16 protein-coding genes and 1 pseudogene are annotated in these 22,739 nt (G+C 67.6%); 7 read left to right on the top strand and 10 right to left on the bottom strand.

From position 1 onward, the window contains the following. Positions 1–57: 57 nt before the first annotated feature. Positions 58–672, top strand: a complete 615-nt coding sequence (locus MGN01_RS18395) for a GNAT family N-acetyltransferase (RefSeq protein WP_238257920.1) — start codon at positions 58–60, stop codon at positions 670–672. Here MGN01_RS18395 and MGN01_RS18390 read toward each other — a convergent pair. The 6 genes and pseudogenes from MGN01_RS18390 to uvrA form a co-directional block, all read right to left on the bottom strand. Continuing rightward, positions 603–1,916, bottom strand: coding sequence for an MFS transporter (locus MGN01_RS18390; protein WP_147048284.1), 1,314 nt, complete (start codon positions 1,914–1,916; stop codon positions 603–605). The two genes, MGN01_RS18395 and MGN01_RS18390, sit on opposite strands and share 70 nt — an antisense overlap. Then, positions 1,913–3,337: a methylenetetrahydrofolate--tRNA-(uracil(54)-C(5))-methyltransferase (FADH(2)-oxidizing) TrmFO gene (gene trmFO, locus MGN01_RS18385; protein WP_147048283.1), complete on the bottom strand. Its 1,425-nt coding sequence runs from the start codon at positions 3,335–3,337 to the stop codon at positions 1,913–1,915. Before trmFO ends, MGN01_RS18390 begins: the two co-directional genes overlap by 4 nt. A 46-nt stretch (positions 3,338–3,383) precedes the next feature. Next, on the bottom strand, positions 3,384–4,358 hold the full coding sequence (locus MGN01_RS18380) for a S1C family serine protease (RefSeq protein WP_147048282.1): 975 nt from the start codon (positions 4,356–4,358) through the stop codon (positions 3,384–3,386). Between the two features lie 184 nt (positions 4,359–4,542). Beyond that, positions 4,543–4,722 (bottom strand): annotated as a pseudogene (locus tag MGN01_RS24195) (fasciclin domain-containing protein); the annotation flags it as partial. Between the two features lie 258 nt (positions 4,723–4,980). Continuing rightward, positions 4,981–5,979 carry a transporter gene (locus MGN01_RS18370; protein ID WP_147048281.1) on the bottom strand — a complete coding sequence of 333 codons (999 nt, stop codon included), beginning with the start codon at positions 5,977–5,979 and terminating at the stop codon, positions 4,981–4,983. A gap of 535 nt (positions 5,980–6,514) precedes the next feature. After that, positions 6,515–9,559: an excinuclease ABC subunit UvrA gene (gene uvrA, locus MGN01_RS18365; RefSeq protein WP_147048280.1), complete on the bottom strand. Its 3,045-nt coding sequence runs from the start codon at positions 9,557–9,559 to the stop codon at positions 6,515–6,517. Positions 9,560–10,179: 620 nt separating this feature from the next. Here uvrA and MGN01_RS18360 point away from each other — a divergent pair. Then, a complete protein-coding gene (locus MGN01_RS18360; RefSeq protein ID WP_147048279.1) occupies positions 10,180–12,333 on the top strand; it encodes a marine proteobacterial sortase target protein in 2,154 nt (717 codons plus the stop codon). Further along, positions 12,333–12,917 (top strand): class GN sortase, encoded by a 585-nt coding sequence (locus MGN01_RS18355; RefSeq protein ID WP_147048278.1) that lies wholly within the window; start codon positions 12,333–12,335, stop codon positions 12,915–12,917. Before MGN01_RS18360 ends, MGN01_RS18355 begins: the two co-directional genes overlap by 1 nt. Before the next feature lie 12 nt (positions 12,918–12,929). On the opposite strand, the gene MGN01_RS18350 is transcribed toward MGN01_RS18355, so the two are convergent. The 3 genes from MGN01_RS18350 to MGN01_RS18340 all read right to left on the bottom strand — a co-directional run bounded on the left by MGN01_RS18350 (position 12,930) and on the right by MGN01_RS18340 (position 15,601). Next, a complete protein-coding gene (locus tag MGN01_RS18350) occupies positions 12,930–13,769 on the bottom strand; it encodes a hypothetical protein (RefSeq protein ID WP_147048277.1) in 840 nt (279 codons plus the stop codon). A 144-nt stretch (positions 13,770–13,913) separates the two neighbouring features. After that, positions 13,914–14,297, bottom strand: coding sequence for a hypothetical protein (locus MGN01_RS18345; protein ID WP_147048276.1), 384 nt, complete (start codon positions 14,295–14,297; stop codon positions 13,914–13,916). A 278-nt stretch (positions 14,298–14,575) separates the two neighbouring features. Next, entirely contained in the window at positions 14,576–15,601 is a 1,026-nt protein-coding gene (locus MGN01_RS18340) for an LLM class flavin-dependent oxidoreductase (RefSeq protein ID WP_147048275.1), read from the bottom strand. A 241-nt stretch (positions 15,602–15,842) separates the two neighbouring features. Between MGN01_RS18340 and MGN01_RS18335 the strand changes: the two genes are divergently transcribed. The 3 genes from MGN01_RS18335 (at position 15,843) to MGN01_RS18325 (ending at position 19,836) form a co-directional block, all read left to right on the top strand. Continuing rightward, positions 15,843–17,417 (top strand): amidase family protein, encoded by a 1,575-nt coding sequence (locus MGN01_RS18335; protein ID WP_174804604.1) that lies wholly within the window; start codon positions 15,843–15,845, stop codon positions 17,415–17,417. A gap of 102 nt (positions 17,418–17,519) precedes the next feature. After that, entirely contained in the window at positions 17,520–18,290 is a 771-nt protein-coding gene (locus MGN01_RS18330) for a helix-turn-helix domain-containing protein (protein WP_147048274.1), read from the top strand. Positions 18,291–18,438: 148 nt separating this feature from the next. After that, a complete protein-coding gene (locus MGN01_RS18325) occupies positions 18,439–19,836 on the top strand; it encodes a caspase family protein (RefSeq protein WP_238258583.1) in 1,398 nt (465 codons plus the stop codon). A gap of 4 nt (positions 19,837–19,840) precedes the next feature. Here the strand turns inward: MGN01_RS18325 and MGN01_RS18320 are convergent, their stop codons facing one another. Then, positions 19,841–20,455, bottom strand: a complete 615-nt coding sequence (locus MGN01_RS18320; RefSeq protein ID WP_147048273.1) for a L,D-transpeptidase family protein — start codon at positions 20,453–20,455, stop codon at positions 19,841–19,843. A 699-nt stretch (positions 20,456–21,154) separates the two neighbouring features. On the opposite strand from MGN01_RS18320, the gene xseA reads away from it, so the two are divergent. Next, on the top strand, positions 21,155–22,660 hold the full coding sequence (gene xseA / locus MGN01_RS18310; RefSeq protein WP_147048271.1) for an exodeoxyribonuclease VII large subunit: 1,506 nt from the start codon (positions 21,155–21,157) through the stop codon (positions 22,658–22,660). Positions 22,661–22,739 lie beyond the last annotated feature (79 nt).

Raw genomic sequence — 22,739 nt, 5'->3', positions numbered from 1 at the left:
GCGGTCCTTGCGCCGCTCATCCCTTCCCACGCGCCGTGCCGCGCCCACCTTGAGATCATGGGCCTTCTCTCTCGCATGTTGCGCGGCACCCGCTGGGAACGCCTCGCCCTTCCGATCCTCGAAACGGATCGTCTTGCCATCGCGCCGCTGCAGGCAGACATGGCCGAGGAGGTGCGCCGCCTGACCGACGATCCCGCCATCACCGGCGCCGTCGACTTCCTCCCCGAGCGCTTCGAACTCGCCGATGCGCGAGGCCTGATCCGGGCAGCGTCGAGCGGTCGCGACGTCTTTCTCGGCCTCGTCGAGCACGAGGACCGCCGTCTCATCGGCATTGTCGGCGCGCATCTAAGGGCACTGGAGGCAATCGAGATCGGCTACTGGATCGGCGGCTCCGCGCGCGGCCGCGGCTATGGGGCCGAGGGCGTCGAGGCGGTGGTGAGGGCGCTGGCCGAAGGCTATCCGCGCCGGGCCATCGTCGCCGAGTGCCGGCCTGAGAACGTCGCGTCCTGGCGGATGCTGCACAAGCTCGGCTTCCGCCCCACAGGAGATGACGGCAAGCGGCCCGGCCGCCAGCTCATGGTCTGGGATATCCGGGATGCGCCTCAGGGACGCCTGGCGGCACCCGGCACGATCGCTTCCGGGGTGGCAGCACGGCCCGACGGGGCCCGGTAGACGAGAAGCGTCGCCACAAGACCGCAGGCACCGCCGAGCGCCATCCAGAGGCCGGGCGCAGCCTTGTCGCCGAATTCCCTGATCGCCCAGGTCGAGACAATCGGCGTCATGCCACCGAACAGAGCCGTCGCCAGCGAATAGGCCAGCGAGAAACCGGCCGTGCGAACCTCGCCGGGAACGATCTCGGTGAGCGCCACGACCATCGCGCCGTTGTAGCTGCCGTAGAGGAAGGAGAACCACAGCAGCACGCCAAGCAGGGCGGAGAAGCTGGCATGCCCGGTCAGCCACGAGAGCACCGGATAGGCTGTGACCAGCGTCAGCGCCGAGAAGACGAGCAGAATGGGCTGGCGGCCGATCCGGTCGGAGAGGGCGCCCATCACCGGCAGCCAGACGAAGTTGGAGGCGGCGATGAGGAAGGTGACGATCAGGCTGTCGGTATCGCTCAAACCCAGCACGATCCGGCCGAAGGTCGGCGTGTAGACCGTGATTGCGTAGAAGCTGATCGTTGTCATCGCCACGAGCAACATGCCGAGCAGTACGATCCGGCGGTTCTCGAGAAGCTTCCTCAGGCTCTCGCCAAGCTCCGGGTGGTGCTTCCGTTGGGCGAACGCCTGCGTCTCCTGCAGCGAGGCGCGGATGTAGAAGAGGAACGGCACCAACAGGCAGCTCAGCAGGAACGGGATGCGCCAGCCCCACTGCGCCATCTGCTCCGGCAGGAGGGCGCGGTTGAGCACGAAGCCGACCGCCGCCGCGGCCATCACCGCGACCTGCTGGCTGGCCGACTGCCAGGCTACCGTGAACCCTTCGTGGCCTGGCTTGGCCAGCTCCGCCAGATAGACCGAGACGCCACCGAGTTCGGCGCCCGCGGAAAAGCCCTGGAGCAGGCGGCCCGTCAGCACCAGGAGCGGGGCCGTGAGGCCGAGGATGGCATAGGACGGCACGAAGGCGATCAGCACCGTGCCCATCGCCATGATGGCGAGTGTAACGATCAGGCCCCTTCGGCGCCCGACCCGATCGGTGAGAGCACCGAGCACCACTGCACCGAGGGGCCGCATGAGAAAGCCTGCGCCAAAGGTGGCGAAGGCCAGCATCAACGAGGCGAAGGCGCTGTCGGTCGGGAAGAAGGCGGCAGCGATGTGGTTCGCGTAGAAGCCGAACAGGAAGAAATCGAACATCTCCAGGAAATTCCCGGAGGTGACGCGCAGGATCGCCCCGAGCGTTGATCCCGACGCCGTCCCGCTCATTCCGCGGCTGCGCGCGGGACGTCGCCGCCCATCCAGGCGGCGAGATCCTCTCGCGCCCGATCGGTCAGCGCCCGCTTCTTCAATGCCGCCTTCTCGGGTCCGCGCAGGCGCTTGCCCGTCTCGTTGCGCGGCGCACGCTCGAGCGGCGGGAACAGCCCGAAATTCACGTTCATCGGCTGGAAGGAGCGCGGCTTGCCCGCCTCCTCCTCGGCGACGAGATGGCCGTCGGTGATGTGTGCGATCAACGCGCCGAGCGCCGTGGTCTGGGGCAGGGGCGCCAGCGGGTGGCCGCGACGTTCGGCAACGGCGAAGCGGCCGGCCATCAGCCCGACGGCGGCGCTCTCGACATAGCCTTCACAGCCGGTGATCTGGCCGGCGAAGCGGAGGCGCGGCTCGGCCTTCAGCCGCAGGGTGGCGTCAAGCAGGCGCGGGCTGTCGAGATAGGTGTTGCGGTGGAGGCCGCCGAGGCGCGCGAACTCTGCGTTCTCCAGCCCGGGAATCGTTCGAAAAACCCGGACCTGCTCGGCGTGTTTCAGCTTCGTCTGGAACCCGACCATATTGTAGAGGGTGCCGAGCGCGTTGTCCTGGCGTAACTGGACGATGGCGCAGGCCTTCACGGTCGGGTCATGCGGGTTGGTCAGCCCGACCGGTTTCATCGGCCCGTGGCGCAGGGTCTCCGGCCCACGCTCGGCCATGACCTCGATCGGCAGGCAGCCGTCGAAATAGGGTGTCGAGGCCTCCCAATCCTTGAAGCTCGTCTTCTCCCCCTCGATCAACGCGCGGACGAAGGCGTCGTACTGCTCGCGGTTCATCGGGCAGTTGAGATAGTCCGCGCCCGTGCCGCCAGGACCCGCCTTGTCGTAGCGCGACTGAAACCAGGCCTTGCTCATGTCGATCGAGTCGCGGTGCACGATCGGCGCGATGGCATCGAAGAACGCGAGCGATTCCGCGCCGGTCAGCCGGGCAATGGCGTCGGCCAGCGCCGGGGAGGTGAGGGGGCCGGTGGCGATGATCACCTGCCCCCATTCGGCTGGCGGCAGCCCGTCGATTTCCTCGCGCAGAATGGTGACGTTGGGATGGGCTTCCAGCGCTGCGGTGACTGCGGCAGCGAACCCATCCCGGTCGACCGCTAACGCGCCGCCTGCCGGCACCTGATGGGCATCGGCCGCGCGCATGATCAGCGAGCCGAGCGTGCGCATCTCCTGATGCAGAAGGCCGACGGCATTGCCGTTGGCGTCATCCGAGCGGAAGGAGTTCGAGCAGACGAGCTCGGCGAGATCCTGCGACTGATGCGCATCGGTGCGGCGGAGGGGCCGCATCTCGTGGAGGACGACCGGGCGGCCGGCCTCGGCGATCTGCCAGGCCGCCTCCGAGCCCGCGAGCCCGCCGCCGACGATGTGAATGGGGTCCGTTCCGGTCATGCGCCGAAATAGCGGATCGTGCCCCGGAGGATCAACGGGCGTGGCGTCAGTGCAGCATGGGTTGCATGAGATAGCTGTCGCGATCGCCTGACATCACCGACAGCGCAATCTGCCTGCCATCGCGATGCACGCTCAGCGGCACCCGTGCGCCCGCCTCACCCAGCGCCCAGACCTGCCGGAAGAAGCCCGCGAGATCGGCGACGGGCTCGCCCGCCACGGCCGAGAGGATATCGCCGGGGCGCAGGTCCGCCGCCTGCGCCGGGCCATCATCGACCACGCCCATCACCACGACGCCATTATCGGTCTCGGTGGCGTAGAGGCCGAGCCAGGGGCGCGGCGGCGCGGTGGTACGGCCGCGCAGGCGCAGCTCGTCGAGGATCGGCAGCAGCAGGTCGATCGGCACGACCATGTTGATCGCCCGAGCGCGACCCGAGCTGCCCTGCTGCAATTGCAGCGAACCGATCCCGAGAAGGTCACCGTCAGGTCCGATCAGTGCGGTGCCGCCCCAATGCGGGTGGGCTGGCGCCGTGAACAGCGCCTCGTCGAGCACGTATTCCCAGTAGCCGGCGAATTCCTGGCGGGCGACAAGTTCCACCGCGACGCTGTGCCCGCGTCCGCCCGCGCCGGCCACCACCGCCTTGTCGCCGATCTGCAGCTTCGCCGACCGGCCGATCGCGAGGGCGGGAAGGTCGAGCCGGCCGAGTGCCTGAACCAGCCCGAAGCCTGTGACCGCATCGAAGCCGACGACATGCGCGGGCACCGAACGTCCGTCATGCGTGGTGAGCCAGACGGATTCGGCCTCCATGACGAGGTAGCCGACCGTGAGCACGAGCCCGTCCTCGTCGATCACCACGCCGTTGCCGGCCCGCTCGGTGCCGAGCGTGTCGGCCGTGAAGGCCTCGGGGGGCACGCGACTCGACAGGGTGACGACGGAGGTCAGCGCTCGCTCGAGATCATAGCCATAGTCGGACGGCTTGGGCTGGACGGAGGCGGGAATTCTGGAAAGGTCTGGGACGGCCATGGCCTCGCTCCAGTGAAGTCAGCGGGTCGCCGGAGAAATAGGGGCGGCTCTCTCAATCCGACACCCGGGTGCCGCGGCGATCGCGTCGCAGGACGATGCCCCGCGATCCGCAGCGCTGCAGCATGGAGCAACTGCGCCGTCTCTGCTCCGGATATCTGCACCGTCCGTTGAGGGAACCACAGGGCAGGGTGTCGACGGCGCCGGGCGACACCGTCCCAAGGGCGGCGCTGGTCGGCACGAACACCGTGAACGGACTGGCGCTGCTGAGTGTGTCGACGAGGCCGGCGGCCCTCACAGCAACGACGAACGTCGTGTGATCCGTTGGATCGACCGCATTTTCGGAGATCGTCTTCGACGCATCCATCACGCGCAGCCAGCCGTAGGATCTTGGCCAGCGTTGCGGCACGAACCGCCGTCGCGGGCCACCGAGCGCGGCGGTGGCAACGCCGCGGGGAGATGGCCCGTGCGCCTCATCCTCGTGATGGCCGTGCGTAATCGTGACGGCTGCTGGGAGGTTCGGCTGCACGCCGGATTGCACGAGCAAAGAAAAACCGCCCGATCCAGATGGATCGGACGGCTTTTGGTTCGACCGTCGGGGCGCCGTGAAGCGCCCCGGTTCGGATCAGTACTTGCGGACGATCGGGGCCGGAGCAGGCGCCGGGGTCGGCGAGTACAGGGGCACGATCACGCGGAACCAACCTTCGGTGATGTCGCCGTTGCCGTAGGCGCGACGGTCGGACGCCACGTAGTGGGCAACGTAAGCCTGAGCCGTGAACAGGCCGAAGTCGTAGCCGATGAGACCACCGAGGGCGAAGTAGCCACGGTTGTTGAAGGCCAGCGTGGAGGCGCTGGTGTCGAGGTTGACGGTACCGTAACCGATGGCGCCGAACTCGAACTTGGCCTTACCCTCGTTGAAGAGGTCGAACTTCTTCGTCGCGGTCAGGTCGAGGTTGAGGGCGTCCGACGGACGATACAGGAACGTGCGAGCGATCGCGTTCGCGTTCTCGAAGCGGGCCGGCGTGTCGTAGAAGTTGTAGGTCAGGTTGGCGGTGAGGTTCCAGCCGTCGCCGGTGTACGAACCAGCCACACCAATACGGTAGGTGTTGGAGGAGAGCTGGCCGAGAACCGCACCGAGCGGGTTCAGCGGGGTGCCGTTGTTCGCCACGAGGAGACCGCGGTCGCCGTTCAGGTCGTTCAGGTAGGCACCGCCGAGCAGCGACACGCCGAAGTTGCCACCGAGATCGAAGGCCCAGATACCGCCGACGAAGGTACCGACGTTGATCGAGAGATCACGCACGCCGGTTGCACCGCCGCCACGACCGAAGGCGAACACAGTCGGGGGAGCGACGAGGAGCTCGAGGCGGCCGCCGAGCGGAACCCACGGGGTCGACCAGACGATGACCGGGACGTTGACAGCGACGTCGACGCCGGCGCCGGCCGGGTTGAAGTCGTTGCTGCGGTAGACGAACGTGTTGAGGGCATACACGCCCTCGGGCAGCGGAGCACCGGTCGCGAGACCGACCTGCTCACCGGGAACGGTGGTGGTCTGGGCGAAGGCAGCGGTGGTGGTCATGCCGGCGGTGAGCGCGAGCGCCCCCGCAGCGATCCAGTTCTTCAACATTGTTATCATTCCTTCCCAAGGATTTCAGGCGTCCGCCCCGTAGCCCCCGAACGACTTGGTCAGTACCTCGCTTTGCTTCGCGGGTTCTGTACGGTCGTCCCGGGCGCCCCCTTACGGCCCCACCTCAAGTCTCAACGTTGGGAACTATTCTACAGTCCGATCCGGAAGGACAGAGCTTTGCCGTAAGCCTGGGCAGTTGCAGGATCACCGTTGCGCAAAAGCCGCATTTTTACGGCAGAGCAACAAAGGGTTGCGTGCGCGTTGTTTGCGGAGCGCTCCAGACCATTGGCCGGCCGCGCTCGGCAAAATATCACATGCAGATCAAAGCTTTGCTGTCGGCACGCGCTCGGGAGGCTTGAGCAGATCGGCAGGGAGGATTGCGCATCTCGCTGTCGGCCCGGCCTTGGACCTCGCCGCAGCAGGTCGTCGGCCAGGAGCCGCCGGGCCACCCCTCCATGACCTCCAGCAAACACTCCGACACGAATCAAGCGTGGCAGTCCGGCCCAAGCCGGACGCGGATGGATCGCGATTCGACCTATTCGGCAGCCTGACGACGCTTCGAGACGGGGGTCGCGCGCGCCGCCGTCGAGACGGCCGCCGGACGTCGGGCGAGAACGTCGCGCAGGAACCGTCCGGTATGGCTCGCCTTCGATCGGGCGATGTCCTCCGGCGAGCCCTGCGCGACGACCAGACCGCCGCCATCGCCGCCCTCCGGCCCCATATCGATCACCCAGTCCGCGGTCTTGATGACCTCAAGGTTGTGCTCGATCACCACCACCGTGTTGCCCTGGTCAACCAGCTCATGCAGCACCTCCATGAGCTTGGCGACGTCGTGGAAGTGCAGTCCGGTCGTCGGCTCATCGAGGATATAGAGCGTGCGGCCCGTGGCGCGCTTCGAGAGCTCCTTGGAGAGTTTCACGCGCTGGGCCTCGCCGCCCGACAACGTCGTCGCCTGCTGGCCGACATGGACGTAGTCGAGCCCGACGCGCTTCAGGGTTTCCATCTTCTCGCGGATCGAGGGCACCGCCTTGAACAGCTCGGCGGCCTCCTCGACCGTCGAGTCGAGGACGTCGGCGATCGACTTGCCGCGATACTTCACCTCCAGGGTCTCGCGGTCGTAGCGCTTGCCCTTGCAGACGTCGCAGGTGACGTAGACGTCGGGCAGGAAGTGCATCTCGATCTTGATGACGCCATCGCCGGAGCAGGCCTCGCAGCGGCCGCCCTTCACGTTGAAGGAGAAGCGCCCCGGCTGGTAGCCTCGGGCCTTGGCCTCGGGCAGTCCCGCGAACCAGTCGCGGATCGGTGTGAAGGCGCCGGTATAGGTCGCCGGGTTCGAGCGCGGCGTGCGCCCGATCGGCGACTGGTCGATGTCGATCACCTTGTCGAGAAGCTCCAGTCCCTCGATGCGCTCGTGCGGGGCAGGATGCTCCAGTGCGCCGTTCAGCTTCTTCGCTGCAGCCTTGTAGAGCGTATCGACGACGAGGGTCGACTTGCCGCCGCCCGAGACCCCGGCGATGCAGGTGAAGGTGCCAAGCGGGATCGAGACGTCGACGTTCTTCAAGTTGTTGCCCCGTGCGCCAACGACCCGGATGTGCCCCTTCTTGGCCGTGCGGCGCGCCGCCGGCATGCGCACGGCCAGCTCACCGGTGAGGTATTTCGCCGTGAGGGAGGCCGGGTTGTCGAGCACCTGCGCGGGCGTGCCCTGCGCGACGATCTCGCCGCCATGGATTCCGGCGCCCGGGCCGACATCGACGACGTAGTCGGCCTGGAGGATCGCATCCTCGTCGTGCTCGACGACGATCACCGAGTTGCCGAGGTCTCGCAGGCGCTTGAGGGTCCCGAGCAGGCGCTCGTTATCGCGCTGGTGCAGGCCGATCGAGGGCTCGTCGAGCACGTAGAGCACGCCGGTCAGCCCCGATCCGATCTGCGAGGCGAGGCGGATGCGCTGGCTCTCACCACCCGAGAGCGAGCCGGAGCCGCGCGCCAGCGTCAGGTATTCGAGGCCGACATCGACGAGGAAAGTCAGCCGGTCGCGAATTTCTTTCAGGATTCGCACCGCGATCTCGTTCTGCTTGTCCGTGAGCTTGGACGAGATCTCCGAGAACCACCGATGGGCTTCGCGCACCGAGAGTGCGGTGACCTGCCCGATATCCTGCATGTCGATCTTCACCGCCAGCGCCTCTGGCTTGAGCCGCTTGCCGTCGCAGGCCTCGCAGGGGGTGGCGCTCATGAAGCGGCCGATGTCTTCCCGTGCCGCGTCGCTCTCCGTCTCCTTGTAGCGCCGCTCCAGGTTCGGGATGACGCCCTCGAACGGCTTGTTGACCGAGTAGGAGCGCAGACCGTCATTATAGGCGAAGCGCACCGGCTCCTTGCCGGTGCCGTAGAGGATCGCGATCCGCGCCTCCGTCGGCAGCGCCGCCCACGGCACATTGGTCTTGAAGTCGAAATGCTTGGCCAGCGCTTCGAGCGTCTGGTCGTAATAGGGAGAGGTCGACTTCGCCCAGGGCGCGACGGCGCCGCGCTTGAGGCTCAGGGCCTCGTCGGAGATCACGAGTTCCGGGTCGATCCGCATCTCGTGGCCGATGCCGCCGCAGACCGGGCAGGCACCGAACGGGTTGTTGAAGGAGAAGAGCCTGGGCTCGATCTCGGGGATGGTGAAACCCGAGACCGGGCAGGCAAAGCGCGACGAGAACGTGATCTTCTGCGGTGCCTCGCCTTCGGGCGCATCGGCGAATTCGATGTCGGCGATCCCGTCGGCGAGTTCCAGGGCGGTCTCGAACGACTCGGCGAGGCGGCTTGCCATGTCGTCGCGCACCACGATGCGGTCCACCACCACGTCGATGTCGTGCTTGAGCTTCTTGTCGAGCTTCGGCACGTCGTCGATCGGGTAGTACTCGCCGTCGATGCGAAGGCGCTGGAAGCCCTTCTTCTGGAATTCTGCGATCTCTTTGCGGTACTCGCCCTTCCTCCCGCGCACGACGGGCGCGAGCAGATACAGCCGCGTCTTCTCGGGCAGTTCGAGCACGCGGTCGACCATCTGGCTGACGGTCTGGCTTTCGATCGGCAGGCCGGTGACCGGCGAATAGGGAATGCCGACGCGCGCCCAGAGCAGGCGCATGTAGTCGTAGATCTCGGTGACGGTGCCCACCGTCGAGCGCGGGTTTTTCGAGGTCGTCTTCTGCTCGATGGAGATGGCCGGCGAGAGCCCGTCGATCTGGTCGACATCCGGCTTCGACATCATCTCCAGGAACTGCCGGGCATAGGCCGACAGCGACTCGACGTAGCGGCGCTGGCCCTCGGCATAGATCGTATCGAAGGCGAGCGAGGATTTGCCCGAGCCCGAGAGGCCCGTGAACACCACGAGCTTATCGCGCGGGATCGTCAGGTCGACGTTCTTGAGATTGTGCTCGCGCGCGCCGCGCACGGAGATGACGCGCCTGTCGAGAACCGGGCTGCCAGCCGCGTCGAACAGCTTCTCAAGTTCGCTATCTGACTTCTCGACGGGTGCTGCCGTCCGTTTGGCGACAGGCTTGGCAGTCGCCGACTTCGTCGGCTTCGCGGCGGGGGTGGCTCTGGCCATGCAAGGCTCAGTCTCGGATGCGATCGAAGAGGCACGCGGGCTTTTGCGGCACCGCGCAAGACCCATGTCGTGCTCTGCAGAACTTGGACAAGGTCAGTCGAGCGCATCCCTACCGATTGGAACGAAAAGAGTACAGAGCCTCGTCACCCGACATTTCCCGCGGCGAATGAAGAAGATGCATCCACGCAGTCCTTCGAAGGGCCGATCCGATGCGGAACATTCGGCGATCGCCCATATCGCGATTGCCACCATGCCGAACCGAACGACATGTCTGATCATCGCCGTCACGGCCGCACTCGCTGCCGTTCTTCTGGTGCGAACCCGAGAATGCGCAGGCGCGCGGTATATCGGTGGGACGAAATGGGGTGGCTTCGTTTGCCCCAGGCGATGACCGGAGAACGCGGCAGCGGCACTCAAACAGTCTGCCGCTGGCCGGACGACGCCGAGATTTTTGTGGGAACCGCACGATCCCGCACAGGCACCGCACCAATCCGCTCTGCTCCGCCGCCTCAGTCCGGACCACGGCCGAAGAAGCGTGACACTTCCCGTGGCGGCGAATCGCCCCCTGCGTGACGCTTCCGATCAATCCGGCGCGGCTGCCGGACGATCGGAGCTTTATCATGACACCCAGCCTCACCCTCGGCTTGCGAAAGCCGCCGCGCGGCGCCCGGCTCGACCCCCTCGTCCTCGGACTACTCACCCTGTTCGCGATTCCTGGCGCGAGCCGAGCGGCGACGCCTCCCCCGGGCAGCGGCGAGCTCGTCCTGCGCGGTCCCGACGGCACGGCCCCGGTCGACGCCCCGCGGCTGATGACCGACGTCACCGTCGATGTCAGCGGGCCGACCGCTCGTGCCGTTGTCACCCAGGCCTTCCGCAACACCACGAAGGAGTGGGTCGAGGGCACCTATGTCTACCCCCTGCCGGAGGATGCGGCGGTGGACAGCATGAAGCTCGTCATCGGCGAGCGCATCGTCGTCGCCGACATCCGCGAGCGCGCCCAAGCCAAACGGGACTACGAGGCGGCCAAGAGCGAGGGCAAGACGGCGGCGCTCACCGAGCAGGAGCGCCCCAACGTCTTCACCAACGCAGTGGCCAATATCGGCCCCGGCGAGACCGTGCTGGTGCGCATCGAGTACCAGCAGACCGTGCGCCATACCGGCGACCGCTATTCGCTGCGCGTGCCCCTCGTGGTCGCACCGCGCTACAACCCGGCCCCGCCGGTGGTGAACCTCGTCGGCGAGGGCACCACGACGGCAGCCGCCGATCCGGTGCCGGACGGCCAGCGCATCACCCCGCCGGTCCTCGTCTCGGCGAAGCACGCGCCGGTCAATCCGGTCACCGTCAATGTTACCCTGAAAGCCGGCTTCGACATCGGCGCGCTCCGTAGCGACACCCACAAGGTCAAGATCGAGGAGACCGGCCCACAGAGCCGCAGCATCAGCCTCGCCGACGGCCCGGTTCCAGCCGACAGCGACTTCGAGCTGGTCTGGAAGCCTACCCCGAGCGTGACGCCGGCCGTCGGCCTCTTCCGCGAGCATGTCGGCAACGAGGCTTATGTCCTCGTCGCGGTGACCCCGCCCGAGGGCAAGGTCGGCCCGCGCAGCCCACGCGACGTCACCTTCGTCATCGACAATTCCGGCTCGATGGGCGGCACCTCGATCCGCCAGGCCAAGGCCGGCTTGCTCGCCGCGCTCGACCGCCTCGGCCCCGCCGATCGCTTCAACGTCATCCGCTTCGACCACACCATGGACAGCGTGTTTCCGGCCTCCGTGCCTACTGATCAGGCCCACCTCGACCGAGCCAAGGCCTATGTCGCGGCGCTCGAAGCCAGCGGTGGCACCGAGATGCTGGCTCCGCTGCAGGCGGCTCTCAAGGATGCCAGCGCTGAGGATACGAGCACCATTCGCCAAGTCGTTTTCCTGACCGACGGCGCCATCGGCAACGAGGACCAGATCTTTTCCGCCATCGCGGCGGGGAGGGGCCGCTCGCGGCTCTTCATGGTCGGCATCGGCTCGGCGCCGAACGGCCATCTCATGCAGCACGCGGCCGAGCTCGGCCGTGGCAGCTACACCCAGATCAGCACGATCGATCAGGTCGCCGAGCGTACCCGCGAGCTGTTCTCCAAGCTCGAAAGCCCGGTCGTTACCGACCTCACCGCGACTTTCTCCGAAGGCGGCGCGGACGTGACGCCCGACCTGCTGCCCGATCTCTACCGCGGCGAGCCGCTGATACTCTCGGCCAAGCTGCCGCGGGCAGGGGGCACGCTGACGCTCAGCGGGCGCATCGGCGACAAGCCGTGGACCCAGACCCTCGACCTATCCTCCGCCCCCGAAGGCGCCGGCATTTCGAAGGCCTGGGCGCGGGCCAAGATCGGCGATGCCGAGACCGCGCGCATCACTGGCAAGATGAGCCCGGACGCAGCCGATGCGGCAATCCTCAAGCTGGCGCTCGGCCATAAGCTGATGACCCGGCTCACCAGCCTCGTCGCTATCGACGCCACGCCGCGCCGTCCGGCCGGAGCGCGCCTCACCTCGGCCGAGCTGCCGCTGAACCTGCCGGCGGGCTGGGACTTCGAGAAGGTGTTTGGGCCGGCCGGCGAGCGGGCCGGCCCAATCGCACCGCCTAAGGTCCAGCGCCGCACCGAGCTGCGCCGCGCCGCCGCTCCGGCCGTGACCCTGCCTCAGACGGCGACGGATTTCGAGATCCGCCTCTGGCTCGGCCTGACGCTGCTCGGCCTCGGCCTGCTCGTCGCCCGCACCCGCCGATTCGCCTGATGCGCGCCCTGCTACAGGGGAAGACGGGGAGGGCGGCTGCGGCCGCCCTTCTCATCGTCTGCGGCCTCGCGCTGACGGCTCAAGGCGCCTGGATCCCCGCCAAGGCGATCCTGGCGCAGGTGCTCCTGGAGCGCGCCTTTGCCGAGACCCTGGCGAGCGGCCACCCCCAAAAGCCCTGGCCCTGGGCCGATACCGTGCCGGTCGCGCGTCTCACGCTCGGCGGCGAGAGCTACATCGCGCTGGCCGGCAGCAGCGGCCAGGCGCTCGCCTTCGGCCCCGGCCATGTCGAGGGCACTCCGCAGGCCGGCGAACCCGGCACGGCGGTCTACGCCGCGCATCGGGACACGCAATTCGCGGTGCTCCGGTCTCTGATGCCCGGCGATCCCGTCACTGTCACCCGCTCCGACGGCACGACGGTCACCTTCCGCGTCACCGGGCGCCGTGTCGCCCGCTGGGACGCATCCGGCCTCGACCCGCAGGCACCCGGACGCCACCTTGCCCTCTCCACCTGCTGGCCTCTCGATGCGGTGACGCAGGGGCCGTTGCGGCTGATTGTGGAGGCTGAGCGCATGGAACAGCCCTGATGGGTGAAGTCCTCACCGGGCGTCATTCGAGGACTCGGACGGCGCAGCGCGGTCGCGGGGACTTCGCACTCGGGCGCTCATCTCGGCAGCCCGACCGTACCAGAGGGCGGCTTTCTGGCTGTTGCCGACAGCGCGCGACCGGATCGATTTCAGGTGAGCGGGATCGTAGCTCTTCGCCATACCGATCGCGCCAAGGACGTCGCCGGCCTTGAAGGCCTCTTCGTAGATGTAGCGCGCGATGGTGATCTGGCCGCGACCGAGATAGCGGTCGGCCTCCTGGATCTTCTCGCTTGGGACCAGCGAATCCGAGTCGGAATCCTTAGCGTCTTCGCCGGAGCCGATCGTCTCGGGCTTGCCCGGGGCTTGCGCCGCGGCATCTGCCGGTTCGGCGGCCTTCGCGGTGCCGGTTGATTCAGGAGAAGCGGCCTCGGCAGAGGAGGCAGGCGGCTCGGCTTGTGGCTCGAGCGCTGGGGGCGGCAGATCTGCGATTTGTTCGGGGATGGACGCCCCCTCTTCGACCACCCGGCGGGATTCGGCGGCCTTCCAGGGTGTCCATGGATCGCTCTTCGCTGGGACCTGGGCCGGGGGCGGTGAAGGCGCAGGTGGAGATGGGGATGAGGATGGGGGTGCCGCGGGGCCGTTCGTCTTCGGAAGCGCGACCGTCTGGCTCGGCTCGACCGTCGGCCGCTGCCGGCTAGCGAGAAAGATGACCCCACCGAGCCCGAGCAGACCGCAGGCGGCCGTCAGCCAGATCACCCACCCGTAGCGTCGAAAAAAACGGTGCCGCCACGTTTCGGAGATGAAGCTTTCGGGCTTCGACAAAGCGGATTTCGGCGGAGATTGCTGGGACATGGACATCCCTCGACTCAGTCAACGTACACCTTCGACCGCGGAAACACGTTCTCATTCTCCCGTCGGGCGGCAGATACTCACCTCTGTGAGCACAGCGCCAAGATAAACCGAATTGCATGTGGCAGGGATGGGCGCCATTTCTGGTTACCTGACGGTGTCATCGAACGTAAGCGCGCAACGCCGGAGTGATGCGCCGTCGCGGCTGTCCACTTCAACGACGGTTCCGCCGCGCGACGAGCAGGCGTCTGCGAACGAATCTGGCAGCCCGGGCTGAGAGCGAGACCGAGAACCGCCGGCGGTCTTGAGCGCCGTCGTGGTGCTGTCCACGATGGATGCGACACCATTCGTGACATGCGTGCCGTTGGATCGAAGCAGCCAAGCCGCCGCCGCAATCAGAACCGCCGCGACGAAGACGGCACCGGCGCCCAACCGCCGGACGGGCAGCGCCACCGCGCAATGCGGGCAGCAGCGCGAATCGCTGAGGATCGGCTGACGGCATCGTTTGCACCGCAGAAGGCGGCCCGCCATTTGCGCTCCTTCGTCATCCCAGCAGCGCAGGCGGCTCCCACCGAAGAAACCGCCCATACCTCGGACGCGTGAAACACTCTCAGCGCCGACGACCCGCGTCGCGAAATCATCGCAACATTACGGTGCGCCGGATGATGGCGCGAGGCAACTCATGCCAAATGAGATCTACCCAAAGATCTAATTTCGCGGGCAGCCGGTTTGAGCTGATGCCCATGAGCCGAGCGCGTCATCACAGACTGTTCGCGACGGGAGAAGCTTTTGAAAGTGTCGTCCGCAGTTCAGGGCCGCCAGCCCAGGGCCGGGGCGACGTGCTTCAGGACTGCCTCGATCACGTGCGCACAATAGGCGACGCCGAGCTGGTTGGGGATCGTGAGCAGCAGGGTATCCGCCTCGGCAATGGCCTCGTCCTGCCTCAACTGTTCGACCAGTACCGGCGGCTCGGCGGCGTAGGTCCGGCCGAACACCGCGCGGGTCTCGGCGTCGATGTTTCCAATCGAATCCCTGTCCTGTCCGCTGCGCCCGAAATAGGCTCGGTCGGCCTCGTTGACGATCGGGAAGATCGACCGGCTGACCGAGACGCGCGGCTCCCTTTGGTGCCCCGCCTCCCGCCATGCATCGCGAAAACCCCGGATCTGGGCCGCCTGCTGGATGTGCAGCGGCTCGCCGCTCTCGTCCTTCTTCAGGGTCGAGCTCTGCAGGTTCATGCCCCGCTGCGCGGCCCAGACCGCCGTGGCATCCGACGCGGCGCCCCACCAGATCCGGTCGCGCAAGCCGTCCGAATGCGGCTCCAGCCGCAGCAGGCCCGGGGGGTTGGGGAACATCGGATACGGATTTGGCTCGGCAAATCCCCGGCCGCGCAGCAGTTCCAGGAAGGTCTCGCCGTGGCGGCGACCCATCTCGGCATCGCTCTCGCCGTCCTGCGGCTGAAAGCCGAAATGCCGCCAGCCGTCGATCACCTGCTCCGGCGAGCCCCGGCTGATGCCGAGCTGCAGGCGGCCGCCGGAGATCAGGTCGGCCGCGCCGGCATCCTCGACCATGTAGAACGGGTTCTCGTAGCGCATGTCGATGACGCCGGTACCGATCTCGATCCGGCTCGTCCTTGCCCCGACCGCAGCCAGCAGCGGAAACGGCGAGGCCAGTTGCCGGGCAAAATGGTGCACGCGGAAATATGCGCCGTCGGCCCCGAGTTCTTCGGCCGCGACCGCCAGATCAATCGATTGCAGGAGAATGTCCGAGGCCGAGCGCGTCTGCGACTGGGGGCTGGGCGACCAATGCCCGAACGACAGAAAGCCGATCTTTTTCATGATGTCGTCGCTGGTCCCTGCCGGAACATGTCCGGTCTCGATCGCCCCTGCGGCGAAGGTGGGAAGCCCTCCCCGGTTTGTCATCCGGGGGCGGCGCGCGAAGCAATCCGAGCTGTCTTCAATTCGATTGCATTATCGCAAATCTGGCCCTAACCCTTTGGCAGAACACGCGTTCGCTCGATGGTCCGGCTCCGGGCCCGTCGCATCGCCGCGCGCCGCAACTCCCATTTCAGGTGGCCGGATGAGTGTCTCGATCAAGCAGAGCTTGGTGATTGGCGTCGTGGCCCTTCCGTATCTGGGAGGGCCTGCATGGGCCGAGCCCCGGTTCACGGTCGAGGAAGCCAGCATTGCGAGCGTCCATGCGGCGCTAAGGGACGGCTCGCTGACCTGCCGAGGCCTGGTCCAAAGCTATCTCGGCCGCATCGCCGCCTACGACACCAAGGGTCCGGCACTCGCCGCGATCAGAGCCGTGGACGAGGACGCGCTGGCACAGGCCGACGCCGTCGACCGCGACCATGGTCGCCTCGCCGAGCCGCTTGCCTGCGTGCCGGTGGTCCTCAAGGACAACTACAACACTGCCGAGTTGCCGACGACCGGCGGATCGGCGTCGCTCACCGGCGCCCGGCCCGCGAAGGACGCCTTCGTCGTGGCGCGGCTGCGCAAGGCCGGTGCGATCATCCTGGCCAAGGCCAACATGCAGGAATTCGCCCTCGGTGGCGTCTCCGTCAGCTCGATCGGCGGCCAGGTGCGCAATCCCTACGACCCGTCGCGCACCCCTGGCGGCTCCAGCGGCGGCACGGGTGCTGCCGTCGCCGCGAATTTCGCGCTGGCCGGGACCGGCAGCGACACGGTGAACTCGATCCGCTCGCCGGCATCGGCCAACAACCTCGTCGGCCTGCGCGCGACGCAGGGGCTCATCAGCCTCAACGGCATCATGCCGGTCTCGAAGACCCAGGATGCCGTCGGCCCGATCACCCGCAGCGTGGCGGATGCGGCTGCGCTCCTGCAGGCCATGGCCGGCACTGATCCCGACGATCCCGCTTCCGCAGCGGCCTCGGGCAAAGCCGCGAAGGACTACGCAGCTTTCCTGAAGCCTGACGCCCTCAAGGGCGCACGCCTCGGCGTCGTGAAGCCTTTGTTCGGCACGAAGCCCGAGCATGAAGAGGTCAACCGGGTCATGAAGGGGGCGCTGGCCACCCTGGAGAAGGCCGGTGCGACGCTGGTCGACATCGACGATCCCGCCTTCGAGGCCGACCGGCTGAACGCAGAGGACGACGTCCAGACCTACGAGTTCAAAACTCTGTTCAACGCCTATCTCGCGGCGATCCCGAATGCGCCGCAGAAGGATCTTGCCGGCATCATCGCCTCGGGACAGTTCCACAAGGCGGCCCTCGAAAAGTTCATCACTGGCGCCGAGGCTCGCCGCGACGGATTACAGGAGCCGGAATACAAGGCGCGCCTCGAACGGATCGCCGCCTTCCGCGCCCATGTCGCCGAGGTGTTCGACAAAGAGCGTCTCGACGCCCTGGTCTACCCGCTCCAGAAGCGTCTGGTGGTGCCGATCGGAGAGCTGAATCAGTCGGATCGCAATGGCATCATTGCCGGGCTCACCGGCTACCCGGCGCTCGACCTCCCCGCCGGATTCTCCGCACCGACGGAGCAGGCGCCGCTCGGCGTGCCGGTCGGCCTCGACCTGCTCGGCCGGCCCTGGGAGGACGGCAAGCTGCTCGGGCTCGGCTTCGCGTTCGAGCAGGCGAGCCAACAGCGTCGGGCTCCGTTGAGCACACCGCCGCTAGCGGACACGAAGCCGCGCTGACGGATCCTGGGCCAATGTCCGGCGGGCATCCGAGCCAGAACCTTGGTCCTTGCCATTCTGTCCGGATTCGTGCGGATCTGTCCGCATAACCGGAAGGGGACCATGCCAGGATCGGACGCCGAGCTGCCCGAGGCCCAGAGCCGGGCCATCGCGCAGGCCGTCAGGGAGGCGCTCGCGCGTCGGCGCATCTCCCGCCAGACCCTCGCCGACGAGGCGCGCATCAGCATCTCGACCCTGGAGAAGGCGCTGTCGGGCCGCCGCCCCTTCACCTTGGCCACCACCATCCGGCTCGAAGAGGCACTGGGCGTTCCCCTGCGCGAGCCCGCCACACGGGAGGCGGCCGCCCCGTCGCCACGTCATGCGCCGGAAGAGCTCGGCGCCTATTCCCGCGAGGGCGTCTCCTGGCTGGAGGGGCGCTATCTCACCTTGCGGCCGTCCTTCGGCGCGCTGGATGCGATCTTTGCCTATCGCACCGAGATTGCGTGGGAGCCGGAGACGGCGCGGCTCGCCTTTCGCGAGGCAGAGCGGATCGACGCGCCCTTCGCGCAGAGCGGCTTCGTCTCGGTGCCGAACCTCTCCGGGCAGATCTATCTCGTGACCAATTGGCAGGGGCAGTACCGCATCGCGATGCTGTGCCGGCCGACGATCCGCGGCGAGATGTACGGGGTTCTTACGACACTGCATTCGGGCCGCGGCTCCCACCTGACCCCGGCCGCCTGTCCGCTGGCGCTGATCCCCGAGCGAGAATTGGCGGTGCCGCCCGATTCCTACGGCCGCATCGCCCCCGGCCACACCGCCTACGCCACCTGTCGAGAGGCACTCGGCCGCGTGAGCGAGGATGCCTACGCCATGTTCTTCGGGTGTCCGGCGTGAACTCCTGCCCTTGCACCATCATCGCAGGGCCCGAAGGCGAACCGGGATCAGAAGAGGGGGGTCAAAGGCGGGCAATTCACGACTGGCTTCGGCTGAGGCACGGCGAGGCATCACGGGTCGGTTCCGGGCTTCGCTTCGCGGTCCCGGAATGACGGCACGTGCAAACAGGTCGGCCAAGCTCACATTGGCAGCCCTCACGCCGCCGGATATCCTGCTCCCATCCAACCACCGCCGTGCCGGAGCGGAGTTCATGCGCCGTGTCGGCCTGATCGGCCTGCTCACCCTGTTTCTTTGGCCGGCACCTGCGGGGGCAGCGGAACGCCTCGCCTTCGTGGTTGGGGTCGGCAGCTATCAGAACCTCGGACAGGATGCCCAGCTCGCCCGGCCGCCAGCCGATGCACAGGCGGTGGGAGACACGCTGCAGGGCCTCGGCTTCCGCGTAACCTTGCTCTCGCATGCGGTGACGCAGGAAAACTTCCTGCGCCGCTTCAGCATCTTCGCCGATCAGGTTCAGCCGGGGGATACGGCGCTCGTCTATTTCGCTGGCCACGGCATCGCCATTCAGGGCACCAACTACCTGCTCCCCTCGGACATCCCGGCGGTGGAGGCGGGCCAGGAGATGCTCGCGCGGAGCCGGTCGCTGGCCGAAGCCGATCTCAGCGCGGCGCTTCGCCAGCGGGGCGCTCGGGTCGTCGTGATGGTGATCGACGCCTGCCGCAACAACCCGTTTCCAAGGAACGGCACCCGCGCCATCGGGCAGGATGCCGGTCTCGCCCGCACCGAACCCGCCGACGGTGTCTTCTCGCTCTACGCGGCCGGCGCCGGCCAGCAGGCGCTGGAGAAGCTGCCGGGCTCCGATCCGAACCCGAATTCGGTCTTCACCCGGATTTTCGTGCAGCAGATCAGGAAGCCCGGACTGAACCTGATCGATCTCGGCGAGAGCGTGCGCGACGAAGTCGCCCGGCTCGCCGAGACCGTGCCGCACAAGCAGGTCCCAGCCTATTACAACGAGGTGCGCGGCGCTCGCTTCGTCTCGCTGGCGAGCACTGATGCGGCAGCCCCTCCTGCGGTCGCGCCGGCGACCGTGAGCCCGAAGCCGCAGGGAATCTCGTCTGCCGTGGCAGCCCGCCCGCCAGACCCGGCGCCGCCACAGGCAATTCTCCCCTCACCGGCACAGATGCCCTCGTCCCAGGGGCTCAAGACACCGCCATCCTCCATCGTCTATCCGCCGCCGGCGAGCACGCTGATGCGTCCGCCCGCGCCCGTCGCGAACGCGCTGCCGCCGCCCGAGCCGGCGCCGGTGGCACGCTTCGGCATGTTCAGCCATCCGATCCGGCTGGATCCGACCGGCGACAACTGGGTGGCACTTCGCAGCCTGCCGAGTGGTCAGGGAGGGTACCGCATCGCCAAGCTCGGGCCGGAGGCGTTGTTCAGCGTCATTGGCCGGCAGGGGATCTGGGTGAATGTCAGGCTGCGCGGTGGCCCGAGCGGCTGGGTGCACGGCGATTATGTCGGCTGCTGCCGCAGGGCGCCGATCGAGCCATAGACGATCAGCGGATCCCGTCGGGCAGACAGCCCTCGAATCGATCCAGTGCGCGTTTGGGAAGGATCGCGATCACGGCGCCGCGTCCCGACAGCTCCTGGAGGGCGGCGACACGCGGCTCCGGCAGCGCCACACAGCCGGCCGTGCCATTCGCCGGCCCACGCCAGACATGGAGGAAGATGCAGGAGCCCGCGCGCCGGCCGGCATCGCTCGGGTAATCGATGACGAGGCCGCGCCGATACAGCCGCTCCGCGCCCATATCCTCTCCGCGCAGCGTCGCGCCGGGGGCAGGGGACAGAATGGTGTTGTAGGCGGGCGAAGCGGGGTCATCGACGCAGATCGATCGGCCCGGGCGCAGCACGAGATGCCCGGGACGCGCACTCGGTGCGGCACCGAAGCTGCGCCCGATCCGGTAGATGCCGGCCGGCGTGCGCCGATCGCCCTCGGTCTTCACCGCCTCACCGGCCTTCGCCATCCCGCGAAACGTGTCTCCCCAGGCCAGCCCGTTCTCACCGACGACCGCCGGTTCGGCCCTTCCAATGGGCTGCCAGGCGACTGACGGCCCGCTGCGCTCGAACAGCCTGATCCGCGCCCGCGCCGTTTCCATGGTGTCAGCGGTCACGAGGACCAGGCTCCGCGCGCTCGCCAGGAAGGCAGGACACATCGCGCCAGCGCCGTGCGCGTCCGCCGGCACGACGAGCCCGAGGCAAGCAACGACGATTGGAAATATCGCACGAGCGAGCATCGGAGACGGCCTGGCGCCAAGATGCCGGGAGCATTGGGAACCTGCGGGCACTTTCCGCGTCATCAGCTTAACCGCACGGAAATTTCGACCATGCATCGCTTCGTCTTCGTCGTCAGCCTCACCCTGGTCGGCCTGTCGCAGAATTGGCCGAGCTTTGCCGCGGCACTCGGCCAATGACGGAAACGACGCCATGCGCAACGTGAAGGGCTCGACGGAGATATCAGGGCTGCGCACTCCGCCGGACGGCCGAGTGGTCGGTGGAAGATCCGGTCGCAACGGCGGAACGGCAGAACGCTCCCGCACGTTGTCTGGAGCTATGCCCCTCTGCCGCATCAACGTCCCTCAATCCGCGGCCGCTTCGCGGCCGGATAGGGTACGGGTATCGCATTACGTCGTTGGACGTCGTGCCGGCATGCACCCAGCCAATGACAACCGCGGTCCCCGAGGTTCGCAGGCTTGGCAATGGGCGATCGGCATCGCTGTCGCTCCGGCGCTCGGCGCCATTCTGCTGCTCTCCGGCCTGTTCTGACATTCGTTGAAATTGCCCTGGCTCGGGCTTGGCTTTAGCCTTCCCGGATGCCTCTCGTCCCCCCGCCTCAGGCGCGGCACCCGCTCGATGCGGAGACGCCGCCTTCCTCGCACCTCCAGTCCAACGCGCCTGAATGGTCCGTCGGCGATCTCGCTTCGGCCCTCAAGCGAACGCTGGAGGACGCGTTCGGCCATGTCCGGCTGAGAGGCGAGATTTCCGGCTATCGCGGACCGCACGGCTCGGGCCACGCCTATTTCTCCCTCAAGGACGGCACCGCTAAGATCGACGCCGTGGTCTGGAAAGGCGTGCTCGGGCGCCTGCGTCAGAAGCCGAAGGAGGGACTTGAAGTTCTTGTCACCGGCAAGATTACCACCTTCGCCGGCAAGTCCTCCTATCAGATCGTCGTCGACTCGATGGAGCCGGCTGGAATCGGCGCCTGGATGGCATTGCTGGAAGAGCGCAAGCGGCTGCTCGCGGCCGAAGGCCTGTTCGCGCCCGAGCGCAAACGCGCGATCCCGTACCTGCCGCGCGTCATTGGGATCGTTACTTCGCCCACCGGCGCAGTCATCCGCGACATCCTTCACCGGCTACAGGACCGGTTTCCGCGCCCGGTCGTGGTCTGGCCGGTGCGCGTGCAGGGGGAGGGAGCAGCGGACGAGATCGCCGCCGCCATCCGCGGCTTCAACGCGCTGCATCCGCGCGGGAACATTCCACGGCCGGACGTGCTGATCGTCGCCCGGGGCGGGGGCTCCATCGAGGATCTCTGGGCCTTCAACGAGGAGGCGGTGGTGCGTGCCGCCGCCGGGAGCGCCATTCCGCTGATCTCGGCCGTCGGCCATGAGACCGACACCACACTGATCGACTTCGTCGCCGACCGCCGCGCGCCGACGCCGACAGGTGCGGCCGAGATGGCCGTGCCGGTACGCGCCGACCTGCTGGACGAGATCCACGATCTCGGCGCCCGGCAGCGCGGCACCATCCTGCGTCGCGTTGAGCGGGAGCGGTTGGACCTGCGTGCCCTCGTCCGGGCGATGCCGGACCCGGATTCTTTCCTCGCAGCCAAGCGCCAGCGCCTCGACCTCGCCGAGGCGCGGCTCGCGCCGGCGCTCGCCGCGAACGCCCGCGACCACCGCGAGCGCCTGACCCGCCTCACGGATCGCCTTGCCCGGCGCTCGCCCGCCGTCGCGCTGGCGGATGCGCGCGGGCGCCTCGCGCGGATCGATGACCGCCCGCGCACGGCGCTGCATCGGATGATCGAGCGCCGCCGTGACCGGCTCGACGCGCTCGGCGGCCTGCTCGGTGCCTTGAGCTATCGCGGCGTGCTCGCCCGCGGCTACGCGCTGGTGCGCGAGGAGGACGGGTCACCTGTGCGTAGCGCGTCCCTCGCAGGGCTCGCCCCGCGGCTGCAGCTACAATTCGCCGATGGTGCCGTCATGGCTCGGCCCGAGACGGCGGAGGAAGACGACACACCCTCGCTCAGAAAGCGCTCTCCCGGCGGCACCAAGGTCCGTCCCGCCAAGCCATCGACAGCGAAGCAGGGATCTTTGTTCTAAGCCTGCATTTGCAGGCCCGTCCCGCGCGAGTCCGGGTTGACGCTCGCCGTCGCCTTTGCGAACCGCGGCACGGCTCCTG

It is taken from the genome of Methylobacterium gnaphalii (assembly GCF_007992215.1).
Classification (GTDB): domain Bacteria; phylum Pseudomonadota; class Alphaproteobacteria; order Rhizobiales; family Beijerinckiaceae; genus Methylobacterium; species Methylobacterium gnaphalii.
The sequence above is the reverse complement of the archived record's forward strand: the minus strand, read 5'-3'. Positions and strand labels throughout refer to the sequence as shown.

Coding starts and splice junctions, on each gene's coding strand:
- uvrA (WP_147048280.1), bottom strand. CDS start 9,559: ATGGCCAGAGCCACCCCCGCCGCGAAGCCGACGAAGTCGGCGACTGCC.
- MGN01_RS18335 (WP_174804604.1), top strand. CDS start 15,843: ATGAGTGTCTCGATCAAGCAGAGCTTGGTGATTGGCGTCGTGGCCCTT.
- MGN01_RS18360 (WP_147048279.1), top strand. CDS start 10,180: ATGACACCCAGCCTCACCCTCGGCTTGCGAAAGCCGCCGCGCGGCGCC.
- MGN01_RS18355 (WP_147048278.1), top strand. CDS start 12,333: ATGCGCGCCCTGCTACAGGGGAAGACGGGGAGGGCGGCTGCGGCCGCC.
- xseA (WP_147048271.1), top strand. CDS start 21,155: ATGCCTCTCGTCCCCCCGCCTCAGGCGCGGCACCCGCTCGATGCGGAG.
- MGN01_RS18345 (WP_147048276.1), bottom strand. CDS start 14,297: ATGGCGGGCCGCCTTCTGCGGTGCAAACGATGCCGTCAGCCGATCCTC.
- MGN01_RS18390 (WP_147048284.1), bottom strand. CDS start 1,916: ATGAGCGGGACGGCGTCGGGATCAACGCTCGGGGCGATCCTGCGCGTC.
- trmFO (WP_147048283.1), bottom strand. CDS start 3,337: ATGACCGGAACGGACCCCATTCACATCGTCGGCGGCGGGCTCGCGGGC.
- MGN01_RS18330 (WP_147048274.1), top strand. CDS start 17,520: ATGCCAGGATCGGACGCCGAGCTGCCCGAGGCCCAGAGCCGGGCCATC.
- MGN01_RS18395 (WP_238257920.1), top strand. CDS start 58: ATGGGCCTTCTCTCTCGCATGTTGCGCGGCACCCGCTGGGAACGCCTC.
- MGN01_RS18370 (WP_147048281.1), bottom strand. CDS start 5,979: ATGTTGAAGAACTGGATCGCTGCGGGGGCGCTCGCGCTCACCGCCGGC.
- MGN01_RS18325 (WP_238258583.1), top strand. CDS start 18,439: ATGACGGCACGTGCAAACAGGTCGGCCAAGCTCACATTGGCAGCCCTC.
- MGN01_RS18380 (WP_147048282.1), bottom strand. CDS start 4,358: ATGGCCGTCCCAGACCTTTCCAGAATTCCCGCCTCCGTCCAGCCCAAG.
- MGN01_RS18350 (WP_147048277.1), bottom strand. CDS start 13,769: ATGTCCCAGCAATCTCCGCCGAAATCCGCTTTGTCGAAGCCCGAAAGC.
- MGN01_RS18340 (WP_147048275.1), bottom strand. CDS start 15,601: ATGAAAAAGATCGGCTTTCTGTCGTTCGGGCATTGGTCGCCCAGCCCC.